Below are 18,768 nucleotides of genomic sequence, written 5' to 3' on the forward strand. Positions count from 1 at the left end.
TCCGATACTCGGTGCATACGCCCACAGGTGCCGACCATGAAGCCACTCACACCCTCCTCTCATCTCTCCGTCAAAATTATTCTGGCGATGGCGTTTGTCGTCGCCTGCTGGGGGTATTCCCCGACCGGTATTCATATCGGTTTGCAGGCCTATGACCCGGGGCATTTGGCGCTGCTGCGGTTTCTGGTGGCCTCGGTGTTCATGGCAGTAGTCGCCGTGTTCCGGGGTATCCGCCTGCCGAACATACGCGACTGGCCGTTGCTGATCGTGCTCGGTTTTTTTGCCGTGAGCTTGCATCACGTCGCGCTGAATTTCGGCCAGCAAGGGGTCAGCGCCGGGGCGTCCAGTGTGCTCGCGCAAACCACGCCCTTGTTCAGCACGCTGCTGGCGCGCTTCGTCTTCAAGGACCGGGTAAGTGTCTGGCGCTGGGGCTGCGTGTTTCTGGGTTTGACCGGCGTGGTGATTGTGGTGGCTGGTGATCATGGATTGGGGAGCATCGACGCTCACGGCTTGCTGATTTTGCTGGCGGCGGTGTCCTGGAGTTTCTACTTTGCGTTGCAGAAGCATCAGTCCGGGCGCTACGACGGGTTGACGCTGGTCTGCTACACCGTCTGGTCGGGGACGGCGTTATTGCTGGTTTATCTGCCGGGGCTGGCCAGCGAAATCGTCAGCGCGCCGCTTCATGTGCAATGGGCAGTGGTTGCATTGGGCGTGTTTCCCAGCGCCCTCGCCTACCTGGCCTGGGCGTTTGTGTTGGCTCATGTGGATTTGAGCCGGGCGACGATGACGATGTATTTGATTCCGCCTGCTGCGATGGCCATAGCGTCTGTTGGCTTGGGCGAGCAGCCGACGTTGATGGTGGTGATGGGTGCGGTGGTGGTGCTGGTCAGTGTGTTGGCGTTGAATCTGGAGCGGCGGTTTTTTGGGATTCAAGTGGCCAGTGTTTGATCGCTGATCGGTGCTGATGCGTCTGGCGCCTTCGCGGGCAAGCCTCGCTCCTACAGGTGATATCCAATGTTCATGAGGTCACTGTGGGAGCGGGCTTGCTCGCGAAGGCGATGTATCAGGCGACATCAATGTTGACTGTACCGCCGTCTTCGCGAGCAAGCCCGCTCCCACATGGATTGCGCTTAACTGACCAGCATTAGGCACATCGGCCGGGTTTCGTTTATCGCCTGTCGTCGGACAATGGCGTTTCTTCATCCGGCGCTGGAATGTCGTCATCCACAGCCGGGTCCAGAGCCGGGTCCCTCCAGTCTTCAGGACGATCAATATCCGTATCGGTCGGGTCTCGCGAAGGGTCCATGCCGGGTGGTGCGTCTTGATCCATCGATGGATCGTCCACATCGGGAGTGGGTCTGACAGGGTCGTTATCAAAAGTACCACCTTGAAGGATTTGCTCGTTAGCCATGACGCACCTCACTGATGAGGTCCAGCGAATCTGGGCCGTACAGGTTGGAAACGAGCCTGCAAACGGGGTGCTATCGAGGAGACAAACGGCGGCTACCGATCAGCCGAAAAGCGGTCGCGGCTGTTAGTCAGGTGCAACCACATTGCCGCCCGCGCCGCATCTGGATCCTGGCGTTTGATGGCGTTGAGAATCGCCTCGTGTTCAAGGTTGGCGAGGTGCCCGAGCTTGCTCAAATCCGCCGACCCGCGCTCTGCGGCATTGACGCGGGTCCGGGGGATCATGGCGCTGCCCAGGTGCTGCATGATCTCGGTGAAGCACACGTTGCCGGTGGCTTCGGCGATCAGCAGATGGAAGCGTTTGTCCGCCTCGACGCAACTGTCGTTGTTGGCCAACAGGCTTTGATAGTCATCCAGCGCTTCACGCATCTGCGCCAACTGCTGGTCTGTGCGACGAACCGCTGCCAGCGCCGCTGCCTGGGTTTCCAGCCCCATGCGCAACTCCAGAATGCTGCGCACGCCCAGTGCGGTATCGACATTCAGTCGCAGCCCCTGATCCGGTGCACGCTCGAGAACAAAAGTGCCAATGCCATGACGGGTTTCCACCAATCCCGAAGCCTGCAACTTCGAGATCGCTTCGCGCACCACCGTGCGACTGACGCCATGCTCCTGAACAATCGAGTTCTCCGACGGCAGCTTGTCCCCCGGTACCATCTGGCCGAGCAGGATGCTCTGGGTCAGTTTGCTCACCAGATCATGGGCCAGGTTGTGGGCACGCTTGCGGGCAGGTGCGTCGATGTCTTCTTGCATGGTGATTTATCCGTAGAGCGGGTATCCGGATCGTAGCACTGCGCTCGTTTCTTGGTGACGGGAATCTCAACAAAAAGCCGCTCAGCTTGTATGACAACACTCAATCATCATGCTGAAACAGACGATTTAGACCTATAGAACCCAGACTCCTCGTCGAGATAAAGAGAACATCACCGATTGAATAAATCCCGACAAAACCCAGCAAATGCAGCACAAAAAATCAAAAAAAGAATAAAAACCCGCCCGCCTAACGCCATTTTGTTGAGAGACAGTACTTGTCGGTCCGAAAAATCTAGTTGTATGATGTCTATCAACAATGCAGCACCCAGCCACACCCCGCATAAAAATAACGAGTGGGAGAAAAAGAAGTGAATACATCCATATCCGGGATGAACGATGGCGCCGATTCGGTCCTGAAGTCCGCCATCTCGAAAGTGAAACGCCACGTCCTGCCGCTGTTCGTGATCATGTTCATCGTCAATTACATCGACCGTGTGAACATCGGCTTCGTCCGCGCCCATATGGAACACGACTTAGGAATTGGCGCTGCCGCCTACGGCCTCGGCGCCGGTCTGTTCTTCATTGGTTACGCGCTGTTCGAAGTCCCCTCTAACATCCTCCTGCAAAAAGTCGGCGCGCGAATCTGGCTGACCCGCATCATGCTGACCTGGGGCCTGGTGGCCGCCTGCATGGCGTTCATTCAGAACGAAACCCACTTCTACATCCTGCGATTTCTACTAGGCGTGGCCGAAGCCGGTTTCTTCCCTGGGGTGATTTATTACTTCACTCGCTGGCTACCCGGCGTCGAACGCGGCAAGGCGATTGCGATCTTCCTCAGCGGTTCGGCCATCGCGTCGCTGATCTCCGGCCCATTGTCCGGGCTGCTGCTGCAAATCAGCGGTTTGGGCATGCACGGCTGGCAGTGGATGTACTTCATTGAAGGGATGTTCTCGGTCGGTCTGTGCGTGTTCGTCTGGTTCTGGCTGGACTCCAAGCCTCACGACGCCAAATGGCTGACCCGCCCTGAGCAGGACGCACTGGTCAAAGCCATCGATGACGAACAACTGGCCCGCGAAGCCGCGACGCCAATCAAACCGTCGCTGGGCACGCTGCTCAAGGATCGCCAGATCATCCTGTTCTGCCTGATCTACTTCTTCATCCAGTTGACCATCTACGCCGCGACCTTCTGGCTGCCGAGCATCATCAAGAAGATGGGCGACCTGAGCGACATTCAGGTCGGGTTGTTCAACTCGATTCCGTGGTTGCTGTCGATCGTCGGCATGTACGCCTTCGCCACGCTGTCGGCCAAATGGAAACACCAGCAAGCCTGGGTCGCCGGTGCACTGCTGATCGCTGCCGCCGGAATGTTCATGTCCACCACCGGCGGGCCGATCTTCGCCTTCGTCGCCATTTGCTTCGCCGCGCTGGGTTTCAAATCGGCATCGTCGCTGTTCTGGCCGATTCCCCAGGCGTATCTGGATGCGCGGATTGCTGCAGGCGTGATCGCACTGATCAACTCGGTGGGCAACCTCGGTGGTTTCGTTGCACCGACCACTTTTGGCCTGCTGGAAGAACACACCGGGTCGATTCAGGGCGGGCTGTACGGACTGGCCGCCACCTCGATCATCGCCGCGATCATCGTCTTCGCCGCACGCAATAAACCGAAACCAGCTCCGGCCGCTGCCTTGGGTAAGCCTTCGCCTCGTCACGCCTGAATACCTGCTTTTTAAGGACATAAAAATGAACCCACAAGAAACCGCAAAAGCCCCGATCATCACCAGCATGCAGGTTGTGCCGGTGGCCGGCCACGATGGCATGCTGCTCAATCTGAGTGGCGCCCACGGTCCGTTTTTCACCCGCAACATTGTGATCCTCAAGGACAACGCCGGCCACACCGGCGTCGGCGAAGTGCCGGGGGGCGAGCGTATTCGCCAGACGCTGGAAGATGCGCGCGCACTGGTGGTCGGCAGCCCGATCGGCACTTACCAGAAGATCCTCAATCAAGTGCGCCAGACCTTTGCCGACCGCGATGCCGGTGGTCGCGGCCTGCAGACCTTCGACCTGCGCATCACCATTCACGCGGTCACCGGCCTGGAAGCCGCCCTGCTCGACTTGCTCGGTCAGCACCTGGATGTGCCAGTCGCGGCCCTGCTCGGCGAAGGCCAGCAGCGCGACGAAGTGAAGATGCTTGGTTATCTGTTTTATGTCGGTGATCGCAACGAAACCGATCTGGCCTACCGTAGCGAACCGGATGCCGACAACGCCTGGTTCCGTGTGCGTCACGAAAAAGCCATGAGCGCCGACGCCGTGGTACGCCTGGCCGAAGCTGCCCACGCCCGTTATGGCTTCAAGGACTTCAAACTTAAGGGCGGCGTGTTGAGTGGTGACGAGGAAATCGAAGCGGTCACCGCCCTCGCCGAGCGCTTTCCCGACGCGCGCATCACCCTTGATCCGAATGGCGCCTGGTCGCTAAAAGAAGCGATCCGCCTGTGCCGGGATCAGCATCACGTTCTGGCTTACGCCGAAGACCCGTGCGGTGCGGAAAATGGTTATTCGGGCCGGGAAGTCATGGCCGAGTTCCGTCGGGCCACGGGCCTGAAAACCGCGACCAACATGATCGCCACCGACTGGCGGGAAATGGGCCACGCGATTCAGCTGCAATCGGTGGACATTCCTTTGGCGGACCCACACTTCTGGACCATGCAGGGCTCGGTTCGAGTCGCGCAGATGTGCCACGAATGGGGCCTGACCTGGGGCTCGCATTCGAACAACCACTTCGATATTTCCCTCGCCATGTTCACCCACGTCGCGGCCGCCGCCCCGGGTGAAATCACCGCCATCGACACCCACTGGATCTGGCAGGACGGCCAACGCCTGACCAAAGCGCCGCTGCAAATCGTCGATGGCTGTGTGCAGGTACCGAAAAAACCTGGCCTGGGGGTTGAGCTGGACATCGATCAACTGGCCAAGGCCCATGAGCTGTACAAAGGCATGGGGCTGGGCGCGCGGGATGACGCCGTGGCGATGCAGTTTCTGATTCCGGGGTGGAAGTTCGATAACAAGCGGCCGTGTCTGGTGCGGTAGGCTTCTGAAAGCACCTCAATCCCTGTGGGAGCGGGCTTGCTCGCGAAGGCGGTGTGTCAGTCAACATTAATGTTGAATGTGATGCCCCCTTCGCGAGCAAGCCCGCTCCCACAGGGTTTTGTATTAAAGCGAAGCTTGCAGCAACCAGTCCTTGAACGCGGTCATCGCCGACGTTTCAGGGCGCGACTGCAAGCGGGTCAGCCAGTAGCTGCCGGTGGTAATCCCGATGGCAAACGGTTGCTCGATTGCGCCCGCCGCCAGTTGCCGGGCAAACATCAGCGGCGGCGCCAATGCAACGCCTGCCCCTTGCAGCGCAGCCTCCATCATCGCCAGCGACGAGTCGAAGACGATGCTTCTCGGCGGTGCCGCATGGATTGAGAGCCCGGCAGCCTGAAACCACTCCGGCCACTCATCCGTGCGATAGGAGCGCAACAACGTTTGCGGCAACAGATCGGCCGGTGTGTGCAATTGTCGCGCAATCTCGGGAACGCAGAGCACCGACAGCGGCGCCTCGATCAACCGTACCGCTTCGATCCCATGCCACGCCCCCGCGCCAAAGCGAATGGCGTAATCCAGGCCTTCAGCGGCCACGTCCACCCGGTTGTTGTTGGTTGACAGGCGCAAATCGATGAACGGATATTTCGCCTGAAAATCCGTCAGCCGCGGTAACAGCCAACCGACCGCAAACGTCCCCACCGCCCCTACCGTCAACACCTCGCGAAAATGCCCGCCCTCGAAACGCCCCAGGGTCTCGGCGATCCGGTCGAAGGATTCGCGCAACACCGGCAGCAGGGTTTCACCTTCGCTGGTCAGCATCAGGCCTCGGGGCAGGCGTTTGAACAAAGTCACGTTAAGCTGGGCTTCAAGGCTTTTGACCTGATGACTCACCGCCGCCTGCGTGACACACAACTCCACCGCCGCCCGTGTGAAACTCAAATGGCGTGCCGAAGCCTCGAAAGCGCGCAGCGCATTCAACGGCAGATGAGGTCGAATCATGCCCACTCCCAAAATTTTCTAATGGCTCATCCGAAATATCGTCGTTTGTCGGTCTTCGCCAAACTGCATAGATTTGGCTCGCCCAGCGACGGACCAGCTTGAAAACCACTCGGAGTGTAGCGGTTAACACCACAGAAACTCATGGAAAGTAATTCAATCATGCCTAAAAAGAATCAGAGAAAACTCGCGTCTTACAGCGCTTTCGCACTTCTGCTCGGCGTTAGCCACAGCTTTGCTGACGATCGCATCGAAGCCGTCGTCAAGACCGCTATTGAACCGGTGATGCAGCAACAGCAGATCCCCGGTGTCGCGGTCGCGATTACCGTCAATGGCCAACCTCATTACTTTAACTACGGCGTGGCTTCGAAAGAAAACGGCAAAGCCGTCACCGAAGACACCCTGTTCGAGATCGGTTCGGTGAGCAAAACCTTCACCGCCACCCTCGCCGCCTACGCGCAGGCGACAGGCAAACTGGCCCTGTCGGACAACGCCAGTCAGGTTCTACCGACATTGCGTGGCAGCGCGTTCGACAGCATCAGCGTGCTGCAACTCGGTACCTACACCGCCGGTGGCCTGCCGCTGCAATTCCCCAGTGAGGCAGACCATCAGGACAAAATGCTTGGCTACTTCAAACAATGGAAACCGACCTACGCCGCTGGCACTCATCGCCAATATTCAAACCCCAGCCTTGGGTTGTTCGGCTATCTGGCGGCGCAAAGCATGGGGGCGCCGTTCGATAAGCTGATGGAAAAAACCTTGCTGCCGAAACTCGGCCTCAGGCACAGCTACCTCAAGGTGCCGCAGGATCAGATGGCGCTTTACGCCCAGGGTTACAACAAGGACGACAAGCCTGTGCGGGTCGGACCGGGCGCACTGGATTCCGAAGCGTATGGCGTGAAAACCAGCGCCTCGGACCTGCTTCGCTATGTTGAAGCGAATATGAATCCGGCGTCGCTGGAAAAGCCCCTGCAGCAAGCCATCGCCATCACTCACACCGGTTACTACACCGTCGGCGAGATGACTCAAGGGTTGGGATGGGAGCTCTACAATTACCCGGTAACGCTCGATACATTGCTGGCGGGCAACTCGTCGCAAATGGCGTTTGAGGCTCATGAAGTCCGGTGGCTGAACCCACCGCAACCGCAGCGCGACACCGTGCTGATCAACAAAACCGGCTCAACCGGTGGCTTTGGCGCCTATGTCGCCTTTATCCCGGCGAAGGACATCGGCATCGTGATCCTGGCCAACAAAAACTACCCGAACCCGGAACGAATCAAAATTGCCCATGAGATTCTGAGCGCTCTAGCCGAGTAATCCCGACACCCCATGAGACTGGGCAACCCTGTGGCGAGGGGGCTTGCCCCCTTGCCACAGGGATTTTCACCACAATGGAGGAAATTCAATCATCCGGCTGCTCAGGCGGTTTGGCGGGCTTCGCCGGTTTGCCCTTTGCACCTTTGGCCGGTGCAACTTCAGCCATCGGCGCTGGCACCGGTACCGTTGCTTCTTTCTCGGCCGCCGGCAACTGGTCGACGGTGCTGAAAATCTCTTTCAGCTCGACCACATCCTTTTCAAGCTTCTTTTCGCCGTCCTTGCCGACCAGGATGATTTTGCTCTTCGCCCCGGCGCCCAGCTTGAGCGAGCGGATCAACGCCATTGTCGTTTGCGGGTCGAGGTCTTTGCCGTCGCGTTGGCCCATCGTGTTGATCACGGTGTACAGCACCATGTTTCGCTCGGTGAAGCCCTTGCGGCTGGCGGGTTCATCCAGGGATTTTTTCAGGCTGACCCAGGTGGGATCGACCGAACTGGGCGCGATGACAATCAAGGGACGGGCCCTGCCCACGTCTTTAACCAGAGGGGAATCGTCATCGGCGGCGAACAGGGGGCCGACGAAAGCCAGCAGAGTAGCCAGGGTCAAAGACCTGATGAGCATGCGCATCTCCTTTTGATATCCACGCCCTAATGATTGCGCATCGCGGCGAACGTTCCGGGTGACGCACTGCAATTGTGTTTCGCCTTGCCCCAAGCTTAGGTCAGGGCGGTCATTGCGCAACAGCCTGAGCTAATCTCATAGCACCACTCGCACGACCTGATTCGCCGTGAGGATTTTTCCATGAGCGCTCAGCTGAACCACACCATCGTCTGGTGCCGTGACAAACAGGTGTCGGCCCGCTACCTGACCGACCTCCTCGGCCTGCCCGATGCCGAGCCGTTCGGGCCGATGCTGGTGGTCAAATTCGATAACGGAGTGTCGCTGGATTTCTACAATAACGACCCGCCCATCGCCTCCCAACATTATGCGTTCCTGATTGGCGACGCAGACTTCGATGCGGCCTTCGCTCGCCTGCAAGCGCACAAGCAACCCTGGTGGGCAGATCCTGGCAAGCAACGGCCGAACAAGATCAACGATTACGGCGGTGGCCGGCGGGTGTATTTCGATGACCCGGACGGGCATCTGCTGGAGATTTTTACCCGGGAATAGATGCCCGTTATTTGCATGTTATATACCGAACGGAAAGGTGTCTTCCTCGTGCTCCATGAACTCAGGCGCCGGCAATGGCGAGACCGCATGGGTTTTTTCGATCCAGACAAAAGCGTCGAACTGCTCCGCCAGTACTGCCTGAAAGTAATGGCTCTGGCGCTCGGTCCTGGGGCGATAGATAACGCCGATGGCGCGCTCGAGCAATGGCTCGGCCAATACGTCCAGCAACTCGTCGTTTGGTGACGTCCGCCAGTCAAGCAGCGCTGCGGGAACGCCGGCCTGGAGAAACAGTTGTTCCCAGCTGTCGGCCAATGCCGGGTTCACCTGTTTGACCTGCATCGGTTCATCCCAATCATCGGCGGCAGCGACGGTGCCGTGGTCGGTGCCCATGCCGATCAGCACCGCTTGTGAGCCGTAGGCCGTGCGGCACAACTGACCGATGTTGAACTGCCCCTCCCAACCCATTTGCGTGGCGGCGGCGTTGCCGATGTGTGAGTTATGCGCCCACACCACCGCTTTGGCGCCTGCCCCGCGATGCTCCATCAGGGTTTGCAAAGTCTCGAACATGTGCAGGTCACGCAAGTTCCACGAGGCGGTCGAGCCGCGGTACATGGCGCGGTAATACTGCTCGGCAGCCCGCACGACGCGGGCGTTTTGGGTGGCGCTGAAAAACGCCTCGTCATCGGCGACCATCGGATCAAGCCGTTCGCCCAACAGCACATTCAATTGCTCGACCACTGCGTCCTCGCACGTGGCCATGTTGCCCCGCTCGGCGAAATGACCGTACAGCGCCGGGTCGTCGTTCCACGGCGTCAGGCAGCTGTAGCGATGGCGGGCCTCTTTCGCCAACTGTGGGTCGGTCTTATCGAGATAGCCCAATACTTCGTCGATGGAGTGACGCATGCTGTAAACATCCAGCCCCCGAAACTCCACACGCTGCTCGGGCGTCAGCCCACGATTATGGTGGTGCAGCCAGCGGGTAAAGGTCTGCACGGACGTATTGCGCCACATCCAGGTGGGGAATCGGGCGAAGGCCTGTTTTTTCCAGGCGGAGCGGCCCAGATCGCGGACGCATCGATCAATCTGGCCGGCATCGGGCCAGTCGGCTTCGACCGCGACGATGCCGAAGCCGTGCTGCTCGATCAGGCGGCGGGTGATCGCCGCTCGGGTCTGGTAGAAGTCCTGGGTGCCGTGGCTGGCTTCGCCGATCAGTACCACGCTGGCATCGCCAAAGCGGTCGAACAGTTCGCCGAATTCAGGTGAGTCGAGTGCAGGCAACGGCTCGGCATGACGGCGCAGCACTTCGGCCGCGTTGCCGGGTGGCTCGCCGCGGGGGCGACGGAACCGTCGCAGAAGATCGTTTACGGGGCTGTTCATGGCCGTCATGACCTCATCTGAGCGTGGTCATAGTTTTGACTACGTCAGCGAGAGCATGATTCCGCTAAATTCAGTGATCTATACGGTGCGCGATCAGAACGCCAGTTTGTAGCCGATCAGCACCAGCATCGTGGCCAGACACGGACGCAACAGTTCGTCGGAGATCCGCCCGGTCAAGTGGCTGCCCAGGTAAATCCCCGGCAGCGAACCGACCAGCAAGTAGCCCAAAATATGCCAATCCATGTTGCCCATGCTCGCATGGCCCAGGCCGGCGACCAGGGTCAGGGGCACCGCGTGAGCGATTTCGGTGCCGACCAGGCGGCGGGTAGGCAGCATCGGGTACAGAATGAACAGCGCTACTGTGCCCAGAGCGCCAGCGCCGATAGAGGTCAGGGCCACCATGGCGCCCAGGATCAGACCGGTGATGACGGTCAGTGCATTCAAGCGGGGACCGCTAGGGTTGTAGTGGCCGCCCGCCCGTTTGTGGGCGAAATCGAGCAAGCGTTTCTTAAAGAAAATCGCCAGCGCCGTGGCGAACAATACGAAGCCCAAAGCTTGTTTGATGACAGCGTTCATCGCGTCGGGCGAGGTCTGCAAACTGCTCAGGAACCACAGCGTCAGCGCCACTGCCGGCACACTGCCGAGGGTCAGCCAACCGGTGATCGCCCAATCGATGTTTTTGTTCTTGCGATGAACCAGCACGCCACTGGATTTGGTAATGGCCGCGTACAGCAAGTCCGTGCCCACCGCCGTCGCCGGGTTGACGCCGAACCACAACAGAATGGGGGTCATCAACGAACCGCCCCCGACGCCGGTCATGCCGACAATAAAGCCGACCACCAGACCTGCAACGACCAACCCGAAATTACCGAATTCCATTAATACGCCCAGAAAATCGCAGGAGAATAACCGGCCCGCAGCATAGCGATTTTTCTTATAACCAGTTATATCGATGCGGTCTATCGTTATGCCAACTCATTGGGCAGGAACACGATCTTCTTTCTTTCAAATCCCCTGTGGGAGCTGGCTTGCCTGCGATGCAGACGACTCGGTTTAACGTCCAACCGAGTTGATGCAATCGCAGGCAAGCCAGCTCCCACAAAAGCTCTCCCACAGGGATTGGGTTTGGCACTCGCTTATTGCACCGGCAAGAAATTCAGGAACAGCAAACTCTGGGCGTAGTTGAGGCCGATCCGTCGGTAGCGTTCGTCGAGCATCTGGGTCAGCAGGTCCAGCCGTGCGACGATTTTGCCGAACTCCACGGCAAAGCTCAGGTTGCTGCCCTCCTCCGAGATTTCGTTGGAAAACAGCAACGGCTCGCCTTGCTTGTTTTGCCGCTGGCTCAAGATCCAGGTGGCTTTCTCGATGTTTCGCGCGGCATTGCTGACGAAGGTCGGGTTGATCGCATCCGTCATGTAGAACTCCAGCCGATTGCCGTGGGCGGTGACCAGCATGCTGCCGATGGCATAGATGAAGGCACCGACCCGGTCGCCGAGGAATTCCGGGCTCATGGCGTAGCTCAGCGCGGCCAGGTCTTTTTTGCCGCCGAGGGTGGGCAGTGGTTGTTGCTGTTCGATGGCCATGCGCACTTGTTTTTCTGCGGTGCCGACATCGAGGAAGCCGGATTTCTTCAGCTCCTCCGGGTTGCGCAGGTAGAGCTTGTTCATCAGCAGGTAAAGGCTTTGGAGGTTGTCACGCATCGCCAGGGTCGCCATGCGGTCGACGCTGGTCTGGAGAAATTCCTGGGGTTTGCCGTTGCGAAACTGGCTAACGAGGTCGTTGCCCGGCTGATGGCTGCAGCCACTGGCGAAGAGCATCGACAGGCCAATCAGCAGCCAGCAATAACGGCGAATGTGCGGGGTAAAGCGGGGTAAAACTCGAGCCATGGGTTCTTGAACTTGGGCATGGGCCGGCGGTGGGGATCGCCGCGGGCTGGCCAAGGATAGAACCGCGAAAGCCGAAAAAGTGCAGTGCCGGTGGTCCGTAAACGCGGGTCACCGTGAAAGCGGATCTGTATTAGTCATACTTTATTATTGCAACACTGCATAGTTAAGCTATAAATCCTTTCCTTGATCGCGTTAAAACTCGATTATTAGTATGACTACTTCTCACAAAACAACAAAAAGGAAGGTCAACCATGCTTCAATCTCGATACCTGCTCTCCGGCCTCGGACTGTCCCTGATGATCGCCACCCTCCCCGCTCACGCCGCCGGCTTGTCCAGTGAACGCAAGGCTTTCGGCAAAACCAATGACGGCACGCCCGTCGAGCAATACATCTTGCGCAACAGCCATGGCCTGCAAGCCACGGTCATTACCTACGGCGGGATTCTGCAGTCGCTGAAAGTGCCGGACAAAAACGGCAAGCTCGACGATGTGGTGCTGGGCTTCGATGATGTGCAGGGTTATCAAAGTGGCACCGCGTACTTTGGGGCGACCATTGGCCGTTTCGGCAATCGCTTGGCCAACGGTGCCTTCGAGCTGGACGGCAAGCGCTATCAGGTGCCACTCAACGACGGCAGTAATTCACTGCACGGCGGGGCCCAGGGTTTTGATAAACGAGTGTGGAAGGCCGAACCGAGCAAAGGCAAGGATTCGGTGGGCGTGACCCTGACGTATCTGTCGGCGGGCGGTGAAATGGGTTTCCCGGGCAACCTGAAAACCGAAGTCACCTACAGCCTCACCGAGAACAATGAGCTGCGCATCGAGTACAAGGCCAGCACCGACAAACCCACGGTGCTGAACCTGACCAACCACAGCTATTTCAACCTCGCCGGCGCGGGCAATGGCGACGTACTGAAGCAACTTGCCACCTTGCACGCCGCCCGCTACACGCCGGTCACCGGCAAACTGATCCCCACCGGTGAACTGACCCCGGTCGCCGGCACGCCCATGGATTTCACTCAACCGACCGCCATTGGTCAACACATCAAGGCTGATCACCCGCAACTGAAATTCGCCGAACCGAAACAAGGCGGTTTCGATTTCAACTGGGTGCTGGACGCCAAGGGTGATCTGGGCAAACTCGCCGCCGATGTCAGCGATCCGCAATCCGGGCGCCGGTTGCAGCTCTACACTACTGAACCGGGTGTGCAGTTCTATACCAGCAACTTCCTCGATGGCACGGTCAAGGGCAAGGCAGGCAAGATCTATCCGCATTGGGGGGCGTTCACTCTGGAAACGCAGCATTATCCGGATTCGCCGAACCAGCCGAATTTCCCGTCCACACGGCTGGATCCGGGCAAGCGCTATAGCCAGACTACGGTGTATAAGTTTTCTACCCTGTAGATCAAAAGATCGCAGCCTTCGGCAGCTCCCGCCGCAGGCTGCGATCTTTCGAGATATCCACGGAACCACCGGACTATTTTGCTGCCAACTGAAGTATCGATCGGACTTCAGGAAGGAGGATTCATGCGTACTCTTGAGCTGGCCGGCAGCCAAGTGCCGGTCATCGGCCAAGGAACCTGGCGCATGGGAGAGGAACGCTCCCGACACACAAAGGAAGTTGCAGCGCTGCGTTTGGGCATCGAGTTGGGCATGACCCTGATCGACACCGCTGAAATGTATGCAGAAGGAGGCGCTGAAGAGGTGGTGGGTGAAGCCATCGCCGGCGTGCGTGACCAGGTTTTTCTGGTCAGCAAAGTCTACCCCTACAACGCCAGCCGCAAAGGCATCCCCCAGGCCTGTGAGCGTAGCCTGCGGCGTTTGAATACCGATTACATCGACCTCTACCTGTTGCACTGGCGCGGCGACTATCCCCTTGCGGAAACCGTCGAAGCCTTCGAACGCCTGCGCGAAGATGGCAAGATCGGCCGTTGGGGCGTGTCCAATTTCGATCTGGATGACCTGGAAGAATTGGCTTCACCAGCCTGCGCCACCAACCAGGTGCTATATAACCTTGAAGAGCGCGGCATCGAATTCGATTTGCTTCCCTGGAGCCAACACCAAAGGATGCCGGTGATGGCCTATTGTCCGATCGGCCAGGGCGGTCAGATGCTGGCCAATTCGACGCTCAAGCAGATTGCCGCCCGTCACGAGGCGACACCTGCGCAGGTAGCGCTGGCATGGATTCTGCGTCAGAACGGTGTGATCGCCATCCCCAAGGCGGTCCGTCCCGAACATGTGCAGCTCAATGCGCAAGCGGCGCAATTGCGGCTTGAGGTCGGGGATCTGGAGGCGCTGGACCAAGCTTTTCGCGCGCCACAACGCAAGCAACGGTTGGCCATGGTCTGAGCCATCGCGGTTCTGTCAGAGGGCATCGGCATGAGAAGTACCGATCAGCTCGACTCGTTCAATTTGCCACGCTTCGTCCAGGCGCAGGACCCTGTGTTCGAGTGGGTGCAGGAGGAGCTGCGGGCCGGCCAGAAGCGCCGGCACTGGATGTGGTTTATCTTTCCGCAGTTTTCCGGGTTGGGCGACAGCGAGATGTCCCGTTACTTCGCCATTCGCTCCAGTGAAGAAGCCAAGGCGTACCTGGAACATCCGTTACTGGGTCCGCGCTTGCGTACCTGCACGCAATTGGTCCTGGACGTTCCTCATCGGTCGATCACCAAGATTTTCGGTCATCCCGACAACCTCAAGTTTCACTCATCGATGACGCTGTTCGCCCAGGTTTCGCCAAAAGGCAGCTTGTTCCATCAGGCGCTGGATCAGTATTTTCACGGCATACCGGATGACTGGACGTTGTCGCTGCTGGACTCAAAACAGGCCCAGTTGCCCCCCAATCAGCGTTGAGAAATCATCATCCACGAACGGCAGGATCGCATCCGCCACCGGTTGCAGCTGCCGGGTGACGTAATGGTCGTAGTCGATGGGCGCGCTGCGGATTTCCAGCGGCTCGGGGCCGGCGACGGTGATTACATAACTGATCCAGCCGCCATTCTGGTATTGCCGTGGACGTCCCTGCTGGTCATTGTAGTCATCGGCGATTCGCGCAGCCCGCACATGCGGTGGCACGTTGCGCTGATAATCATCGAGGGTACGGCGCAGGCGTTTGCGATAGATCAGGCGCTCGTCGAACTCACCGGCCAATGTCTTGCGCACATAGTCACGAACATAGTCCTGATAGGGTTTGCGATTGAAGATGCGCAGGTACAGCTCCTGCTGGAATTGCCGGGCCAACGGCGACCAGTCCGTGCGCACGGTTTCCAGGCCCTTGTAGACCATTTCATCGGTGCCATCGGCGCGGGTGACCAATCCGGCATAGCGCTTTTTGCTGCCCTCCTCGGCGCCGCGAATGGTCGGCATCAGAAAGCGCTTGTAGTGGGTTTCAAACTGCAATTCCAGGGCACTTTCCAGCCCGTATTCCTGTTTCACATGCTCGCGCCACCACTGGTTGACGTGATCCACCAGCGCATGGCCGATCCGCGCGGCTTCTGCCTGACCGTGGGCGCGGCGCAGCCAGACGAAGGTCGAGTCGGTGTCGCCATAGATCACCGCATGCCCCTGCGCTTCGATCAATTGGCGGGTGCGCAGCATGATCTCGTGACCGCGCAACGTGATGGACGAGGCCAGCCGTGTATCGAAGAAGCGGCAACCGCTGGAACCGAGGACGCCATAGAAGGCATTCATGATGATTTTCAGGGCTTGGGACAACGGTGCGTTATGTTCGCGCTTGGCGCTTTCACGACCTTCGGCGACCCGGGCGACGATGGCCGGCAGGCAATGCCGGGTTCTTGAGAAACGTGCACCGCGAAAGCCCGGCACCGACTCGCTGTCGTCGGGATGCTTGAGCCCTTCGATCAAGCCCACCGGGTCGATCAGGAAGGTGCGGATGATCGACGGATAGAGGCTTTTGTAGTCGAGCACCAGCACCGATTCATACAGCCCTGGTTGCGAGTCCATGACAAAACCGCCGGGGCTGGCCTCCGGTGGTTTGCCGCCGAGGTTCGGCGCGACGAAGCCCTGCCGGTGCATCAACGGCATATACAGGTGAGTGAAAGCCGCCACCGAGCCACCGCTGCGGTCCGCCGGCAAACCGGTGACGCTGGCGCGCTCGAGCAGGAAGGTCAGCAATTCGGTCCTGGCGAAGATCCGTGTCACCAGTTCACAGTCCTTGAGGTTGTACTTCGCCAGGGCCGGCTTGTCCTCGGCGAACATGCGATTGATTTCGTCCATCCGCTGGTAGGGGTTGTCGATCGACTTGCCTTCGCCCAACAGGGTTTGTGCAACGTTTTCGAGGCTGAACGAGGGGAAGCTCCAGGTCGCCGAGCGCAGCGACTCGATGCCGTCGATGATCAATCTGCCGGCGGCCGAGGCGAAATAATGATTGCGACTGCCGTGCTCGCGCCACTGCATTTCTTCACCGCCACGCCCCAGCTTCAGTGGCACCGCCAGGCGGCGAGCATGTTCGTGCAGTACGCGCAGATCGAACTGCACGACATTCCAGCCGATGATGGCGTCGGGGTCGTGCCGAGCGAACCATTCATTGAGTTTTTTCAGCAGCAGGGTTCGCGAATCGCAGTATTCGAGCTGGAAATCTACCCCACTGTCATCGCCGTTGGGTGGCCCGAGCATGTACACCTGCCGCTCGCCGCAGCCTTCCAGGGCGATGGAATACAACTCGCCCTGAGCGGTGGTTTCGATGTCCAGCGAGACCAGTCTGAGCTTCGGTCGGTAGCCGGGGTCGGGTTTCATTTGCGCGTCGAGCAGCAGGCCTTCGGCGCTGGGTGTGCCGCCGAACAAAACGGGCGCGGTGATGAAACGCTCCATCATGTAGCGTTCCGGCGGGCGGATGTCGGCTTCGAATACATCAACGCCTGATTTGCGCAGCGCGGTTTCCAGGCGCATCAACTGACCGTGCTGCTGGCAATACAGGCCGAGCACCGGGCGATGTTCGAAGTCCAGCAGTGCCAAGGGCTTCAGCTCGAGGTTTTTCTCGGCGCGCAGCAGCGCTTCGGCTTGCTCGCGCTGGACCGCCGGAATGAACGCTACCGACGGCTGATGCGGCAGGCGGATGCGCCGGGGGCCGGCATCGGTCGCCAGCCAGAACTCGACTTCCGTGCCGGCTGGGGTATCGCGCCAATGCCGGGTCAGGACGAAGCCCTGCTGTAAATCCACCACTGCAACCTCAACGATCTGATTCAAGGGGTAATTCTACGCGTGATCGACGGTGTGGTGAGGGGGCTTGCCCTAATGCCGGTAAGTTAAGACGCAGAACCTGTGGGAGCGTGGCTTGCCCGCGAAGAACGATGACGCGTAGTACCTGAAAAACCGCGGTGCATTCTTCGCGGGCAAGCCACGCTCCCACAGGAATTTCGTTGCTCAAATTTCTTAACTTACCGGCATTAAGGGCGGTCTTTTACAAAGAAAAATCGCTGAATGACGCTTTTTGCTCGGTATCTGCCGCTTTCTTCCTTGCTCTGTGAGCGCGTCTCTACGATTCTTCAAGAACAACGACAACACCCGAGAAACCGCCATGAAAACCGTCGCCCAACTGCTCAAGTTAAAGGCCCAACAGAATCAGGAAGTCCACACCATTGCGCCTCATCAAATGGTGCTGGAAGCGCTGATGGTGATGGCCGCAAAAAACGTCGGCGCGTTACCGGTGCTGAAAGAGGGAAAGGTCGTCGGCATCATCAGCGAGCGTGACTATGCGCGCAAACTGGTGCTCAAGGGGCGCTCCTCTGTCGGCACACCGGTCAGTGACATCATGGTGGCGCCGGTGATCACCGTGGACACCCATCAAACCGTCGAAACCTGCATGGGCATCATGTCCGAAAAACGCCTGCGGCACTTACCGGTGGTGGAAAACGGCGAGTTGATAGGCTTGCTGTCCATCGGCGACCTGGTCAAGGAAGCCATTGCCGAACAGGCTGAACTGATTCGGCAGTTGGAGCAGTACATTCGCGGCGAGTGACCCAACCCACCGCAAATCCCCTTGTGGGAGCGGGCTTGCTCGCGAAAGCGATATGTCAGTCGATACTTATGGTGACTGATACACCGCTTTCGCGAGCAAGCCCGCTCCCACATTTTGATTGGCGGTGTTCTTAAGACGGCCAATGCCGCGCGAAAACCGGTGCCAATGCAGGGTGCCGGTCGAAGCGTTCAAGCCAGGCAGAGAACCCCGGCCGCGCGGTGCGCAAGTGCTCTCGGGTGCCCGCCCACCGTGTCACCACCGCCGCCAGAATATCCAGCGCGCCCGGCGCTCCCTCGCCCAGGTACAACTTGCCGGCGAACTGATCGGCAAACACCTCCCAACTCCAGTGCAGGCGCTGGCGGGCACCGACCATGAGGTTTTCCCTGGATGATTCGTCCGCCTCGGCCAGCCAGCGCTCGGGGTAATCGATGATGCCTATGGCGGCATAGCAATTGCTGACGATGTACACCAGGCCCCGAATAACCTGATCACGCTTGAGCGGGTTTTCCGGCAGCAGGTTCGACTCCGGGAACGTGAGGCCCAGATGAATCAGGATGGCCGCACTCTCGGTCAGAACACCGCCATCGGGCAGTTGCAAGGTGGGAATCTGCTTGAGCGGGTTGAGCTTCTCCAATGCCTGAACCGCCTCCGGGGACGATGAAACATCGATGAAGCGATAAGGAACCTCGCACAGTTCCAACGCGGCTTCGATGGCGGCCGCACCTGAGTTCTGATGCCCGTAGAGCTGGTACATGA

At 59.0% G+C, this 18,768-nt stretch carries 18 protein-coding genes; 9 read left to right on the forward strand and 9 right to left on the reverse strand.

The features are described from left to right. Nucleotides 1-36 precede the first annotated feature (36 nt). Nucleotides 37-948 (forward strand): DMT family transporter, encoded by a 912-nt coding sequence (locus KVG95_RS17030; RefSeq protein ID WP_217857243.1) that lies wholly within the window; start codon nt 37-39, stop codon nt 946-948. A 220-nt stretch (nt 949-1,168) separates the two neighbouring features. On the opposite strand, the gene KVG95_RS17035 is transcribed toward KVG95_RS17030, so the two are convergent. Together KVG95_RS17035 and KVG95_RS17040 are read right to left on the reverse strand one after the other, a co-directional pair. Further along, nucleotides 1,169-1,411 carry a hypothetical protein gene (locus KVG95_RS17035; RefSeq protein ID WP_217857244.1) on the reverse strand — a complete coding sequence of 81 codons (243 nt, stop codon included), beginning with the start codon at nt 1,409-1,411 and terminating at the stop codon, nt 1,169-1,171. 92 nt (nt 1,412-1,503) lie between these two features. Further along, nucleotides 1,504-2,217 (reverse strand): FadR/GntR family transcriptional regulator, encoded by a 714-nt coding sequence (locus KVG95_RS17040; RefSeq protein WP_217857245.1) that lies wholly within the window; start codon nt 2,215-2,217, stop codon nt 1,504-1,506. Between the two features lie 368 nt (nt 2,218-2,585). On the opposite strand from KVG95_RS17040, the gene KVG95_RS17045 reads away from it, so the two are divergent. Beyond that, nucleotides 2,586-3,932 (forward strand): MFS transporter, encoded by a 1,347-nt coding sequence (locus KVG95_RS17045; protein WP_217857246.1) that lies wholly within the window; start codon nt 2,586-2,588, stop codon nt 3,930-3,932. Nucleotides 3,933-3,957: 25 nt separating this feature from the next. Continuing rightward, nucleotides 3,958-5,301: a glucarate dehydratase gene (gudD, locus tag KVG95_RS17050; protein ID WP_217857247.1), complete on the forward strand. Its 1,344-nt coding sequence runs from the start codon at nt 3,958-3,960 to the stop codon at nt 5,299-5,301. Nucleotides 5,302-5,424: 123 nt separating this feature from the next. Here the strand turns inward: gudD and KVG95_RS17055 are convergent, their stop codons facing one another. After that, nucleotides 5,425-6,297: a LysR family transcriptional regulator gene (locus KVG95_RS17055; protein WP_217857248.1), complete on the reverse strand. Its 873-nt coding sequence runs from the start codon at nt 6,295-6,297 to the stop codon at nt 5,425-5,427. 159 nt (nt 6,298-6,456) lie between these two features. On the opposite strand from KVG95_RS17055, the gene ampC reads away from it, so the two are divergent. Continuing rightward, a complete protein-coding gene (ampC, locus tag KVG95_RS17060; protein ID WP_302470591.1) occupies nt 6,457-7,611 on the forward strand; it encodes a class C beta-lactamase in 1,155 nt (384 codons plus the stop codon). Nucleotides 7,612-7,696: 85 nt separating this feature from the next. On the opposite strand, the gene KVG95_RS17065 is transcribed toward ampC, so the two are convergent. After that, complete coding sequence (locus KVG95_RS17065) at nt 7,697-8,230, reverse strand: DUF4174 domain-containing protein (protein ID WP_217857250.1); 534 nt, start codon at nt 8,228-8,230, stop codon at nt 7,697-7,699. A 180-nt stretch (nt 8,231-8,410) separates the two neighbouring features. Between KVG95_RS17065 and KVG95_RS17070 the strand changes: the two genes are divergently transcribed. Continuing rightward, nucleotides 8,411-8,779 (forward strand): VOC family protein, encoded by a 369-nt coding sequence (locus KVG95_RS17070; protein ID WP_217857251.1) that lies wholly within the window; start codon nt 8,411-8,413, stop codon nt 8,777-8,779. Between the two features lie 18 nt (nt 8,780-8,797). On the opposite strand, the gene KVG95_RS17075 is transcribed toward KVG95_RS17070, so the two are convergent. From KVG95_RS17075 to KVG95_RS17085, 3 genes are all read right to left on the reverse strand, one after another. Then, nucleotides 8,798-10,156, reverse strand: coding sequence for an erythromycin esterase family protein (locus tag KVG95_RS17075; RefSeq protein WP_217857252.1), 1,359 nt, complete (start codon nt 10,154-10,156; stop codon nt 8,798-8,800). A gap of 93 nt (nt 10,157-10,249) precedes the next feature. Further along, nucleotides 10,250-11,035 (reverse strand): sulfite exporter TauE/SafE family protein, encoded by a 786-nt coding sequence (locus KVG95_RS17080; RefSeq protein WP_007901717.1) that lies wholly within the window; start codon nt 11,033-11,035, stop codon nt 10,250-10,252. A 257-nt stretch (nt 11,036-11,292) separates the two neighbouring features. After that, on the reverse strand, nt 11,293-12,042 hold the full coding sequence (locus tag KVG95_RS17085; RefSeq protein WP_217857253.1) for a hypothetical protein: 750 nt from the start codon (nt 12,040-12,042) through the stop codon (nt 11,293-11,295). Between the two features lie 251 nt (nt 12,043-12,293). Between KVG95_RS17085 and KVG95_RS17090 the strand changes: the two genes are divergently transcribed. From KVG95_RS17090 to KVG95_RS17100, 3 genes are all read left to right on the forward strand, one after another. Continuing rightward, nucleotides 12,294-13,442 (forward strand): aldose epimerase family protein, encoded by a 1,149-nt coding sequence (locus KVG95_RS17090; RefSeq protein ID WP_217857254.1) that lies wholly within the window; start codon nt 12,294-12,296, stop codon nt 13,440-13,442. A 123-nt stretch (nt 13,443-13,565) separates the two neighbouring features. Continuing rightward, on the forward strand, nt 13,566-14,387 hold the full coding sequence (locus KVG95_RS17095; protein ID WP_217857255.1) for an aldo/keto reductase: 822 nt from the start codon (nt 13,566-13,568) through the stop codon (nt 14,385-14,387). A gap of 30 nt (nt 14,388-14,417) precedes the next feature. Further along, complete coding sequence (locus KVG95_RS17100; protein WP_217857256.1) at nt 14,418-14,888, forward strand: DUF1810 domain-containing protein; 471 nt, start codon at nt 14,418-14,420, stop codon at nt 14,886-14,888. Here KVG95_RS17100 and KVG95_RS17105 read toward each other — a convergent pair. Beyond that, nucleotides 14,853-17,213 (reverse strand): DNA polymerase II, encoded by a 2,361-nt coding sequence (locus KVG95_RS17105; RefSeq protein ID WP_217857329.1) that lies wholly within the window; start codon nt 17,211-17,213, stop codon nt 14,853-14,855. The genes KVG95_RS17100 and KVG95_RS17105 overlap by 36 nt on opposite strands. A 358-nt stretch (nt 17,214-17,571) precedes the next feature. Between KVG95_RS17105 and KVG95_RS17110 the strand changes: the two genes are divergently transcribed. Next, nucleotides 17,572-18,012 (forward strand): CBS domain-containing protein, encoded by a 441-nt coding sequence (locus KVG95_RS17110; RefSeq protein ID WP_007901706.1) that lies wholly within the window; start codon nt 17,572-17,574, stop codon nt 18,010-18,012. A gap of 130 nt (nt 18,013-18,142) precedes the next feature. On the opposite strand, the gene KVG95_RS17115 is transcribed toward KVG95_RS17110, so the two are convergent. Further along, nucleotides 18,143-18,766: a glutathione S-transferase N-terminal domain-containing protein gene (locus KVG95_RS17115; RefSeq protein WP_217857257.1), complete on the reverse strand. Its 624-nt coding sequence runs from the start codon at nt 18,764-18,766 to the stop codon at nt 18,143-18,145. Nucleotides 18,767-18,768: the final 2 nt, after the last annotated feature.

The organism is Pseudomonas farris (assembly GCF_019145235.1).
In the GTDB taxonomy this organism is placed as follows: domain Bacteria; phylum Pseudomonadota; class Gammaproteobacteria; order Pseudomonadales; family Pseudomonadaceae; genus Aquipseudomonas; species Aquipseudomonas farris.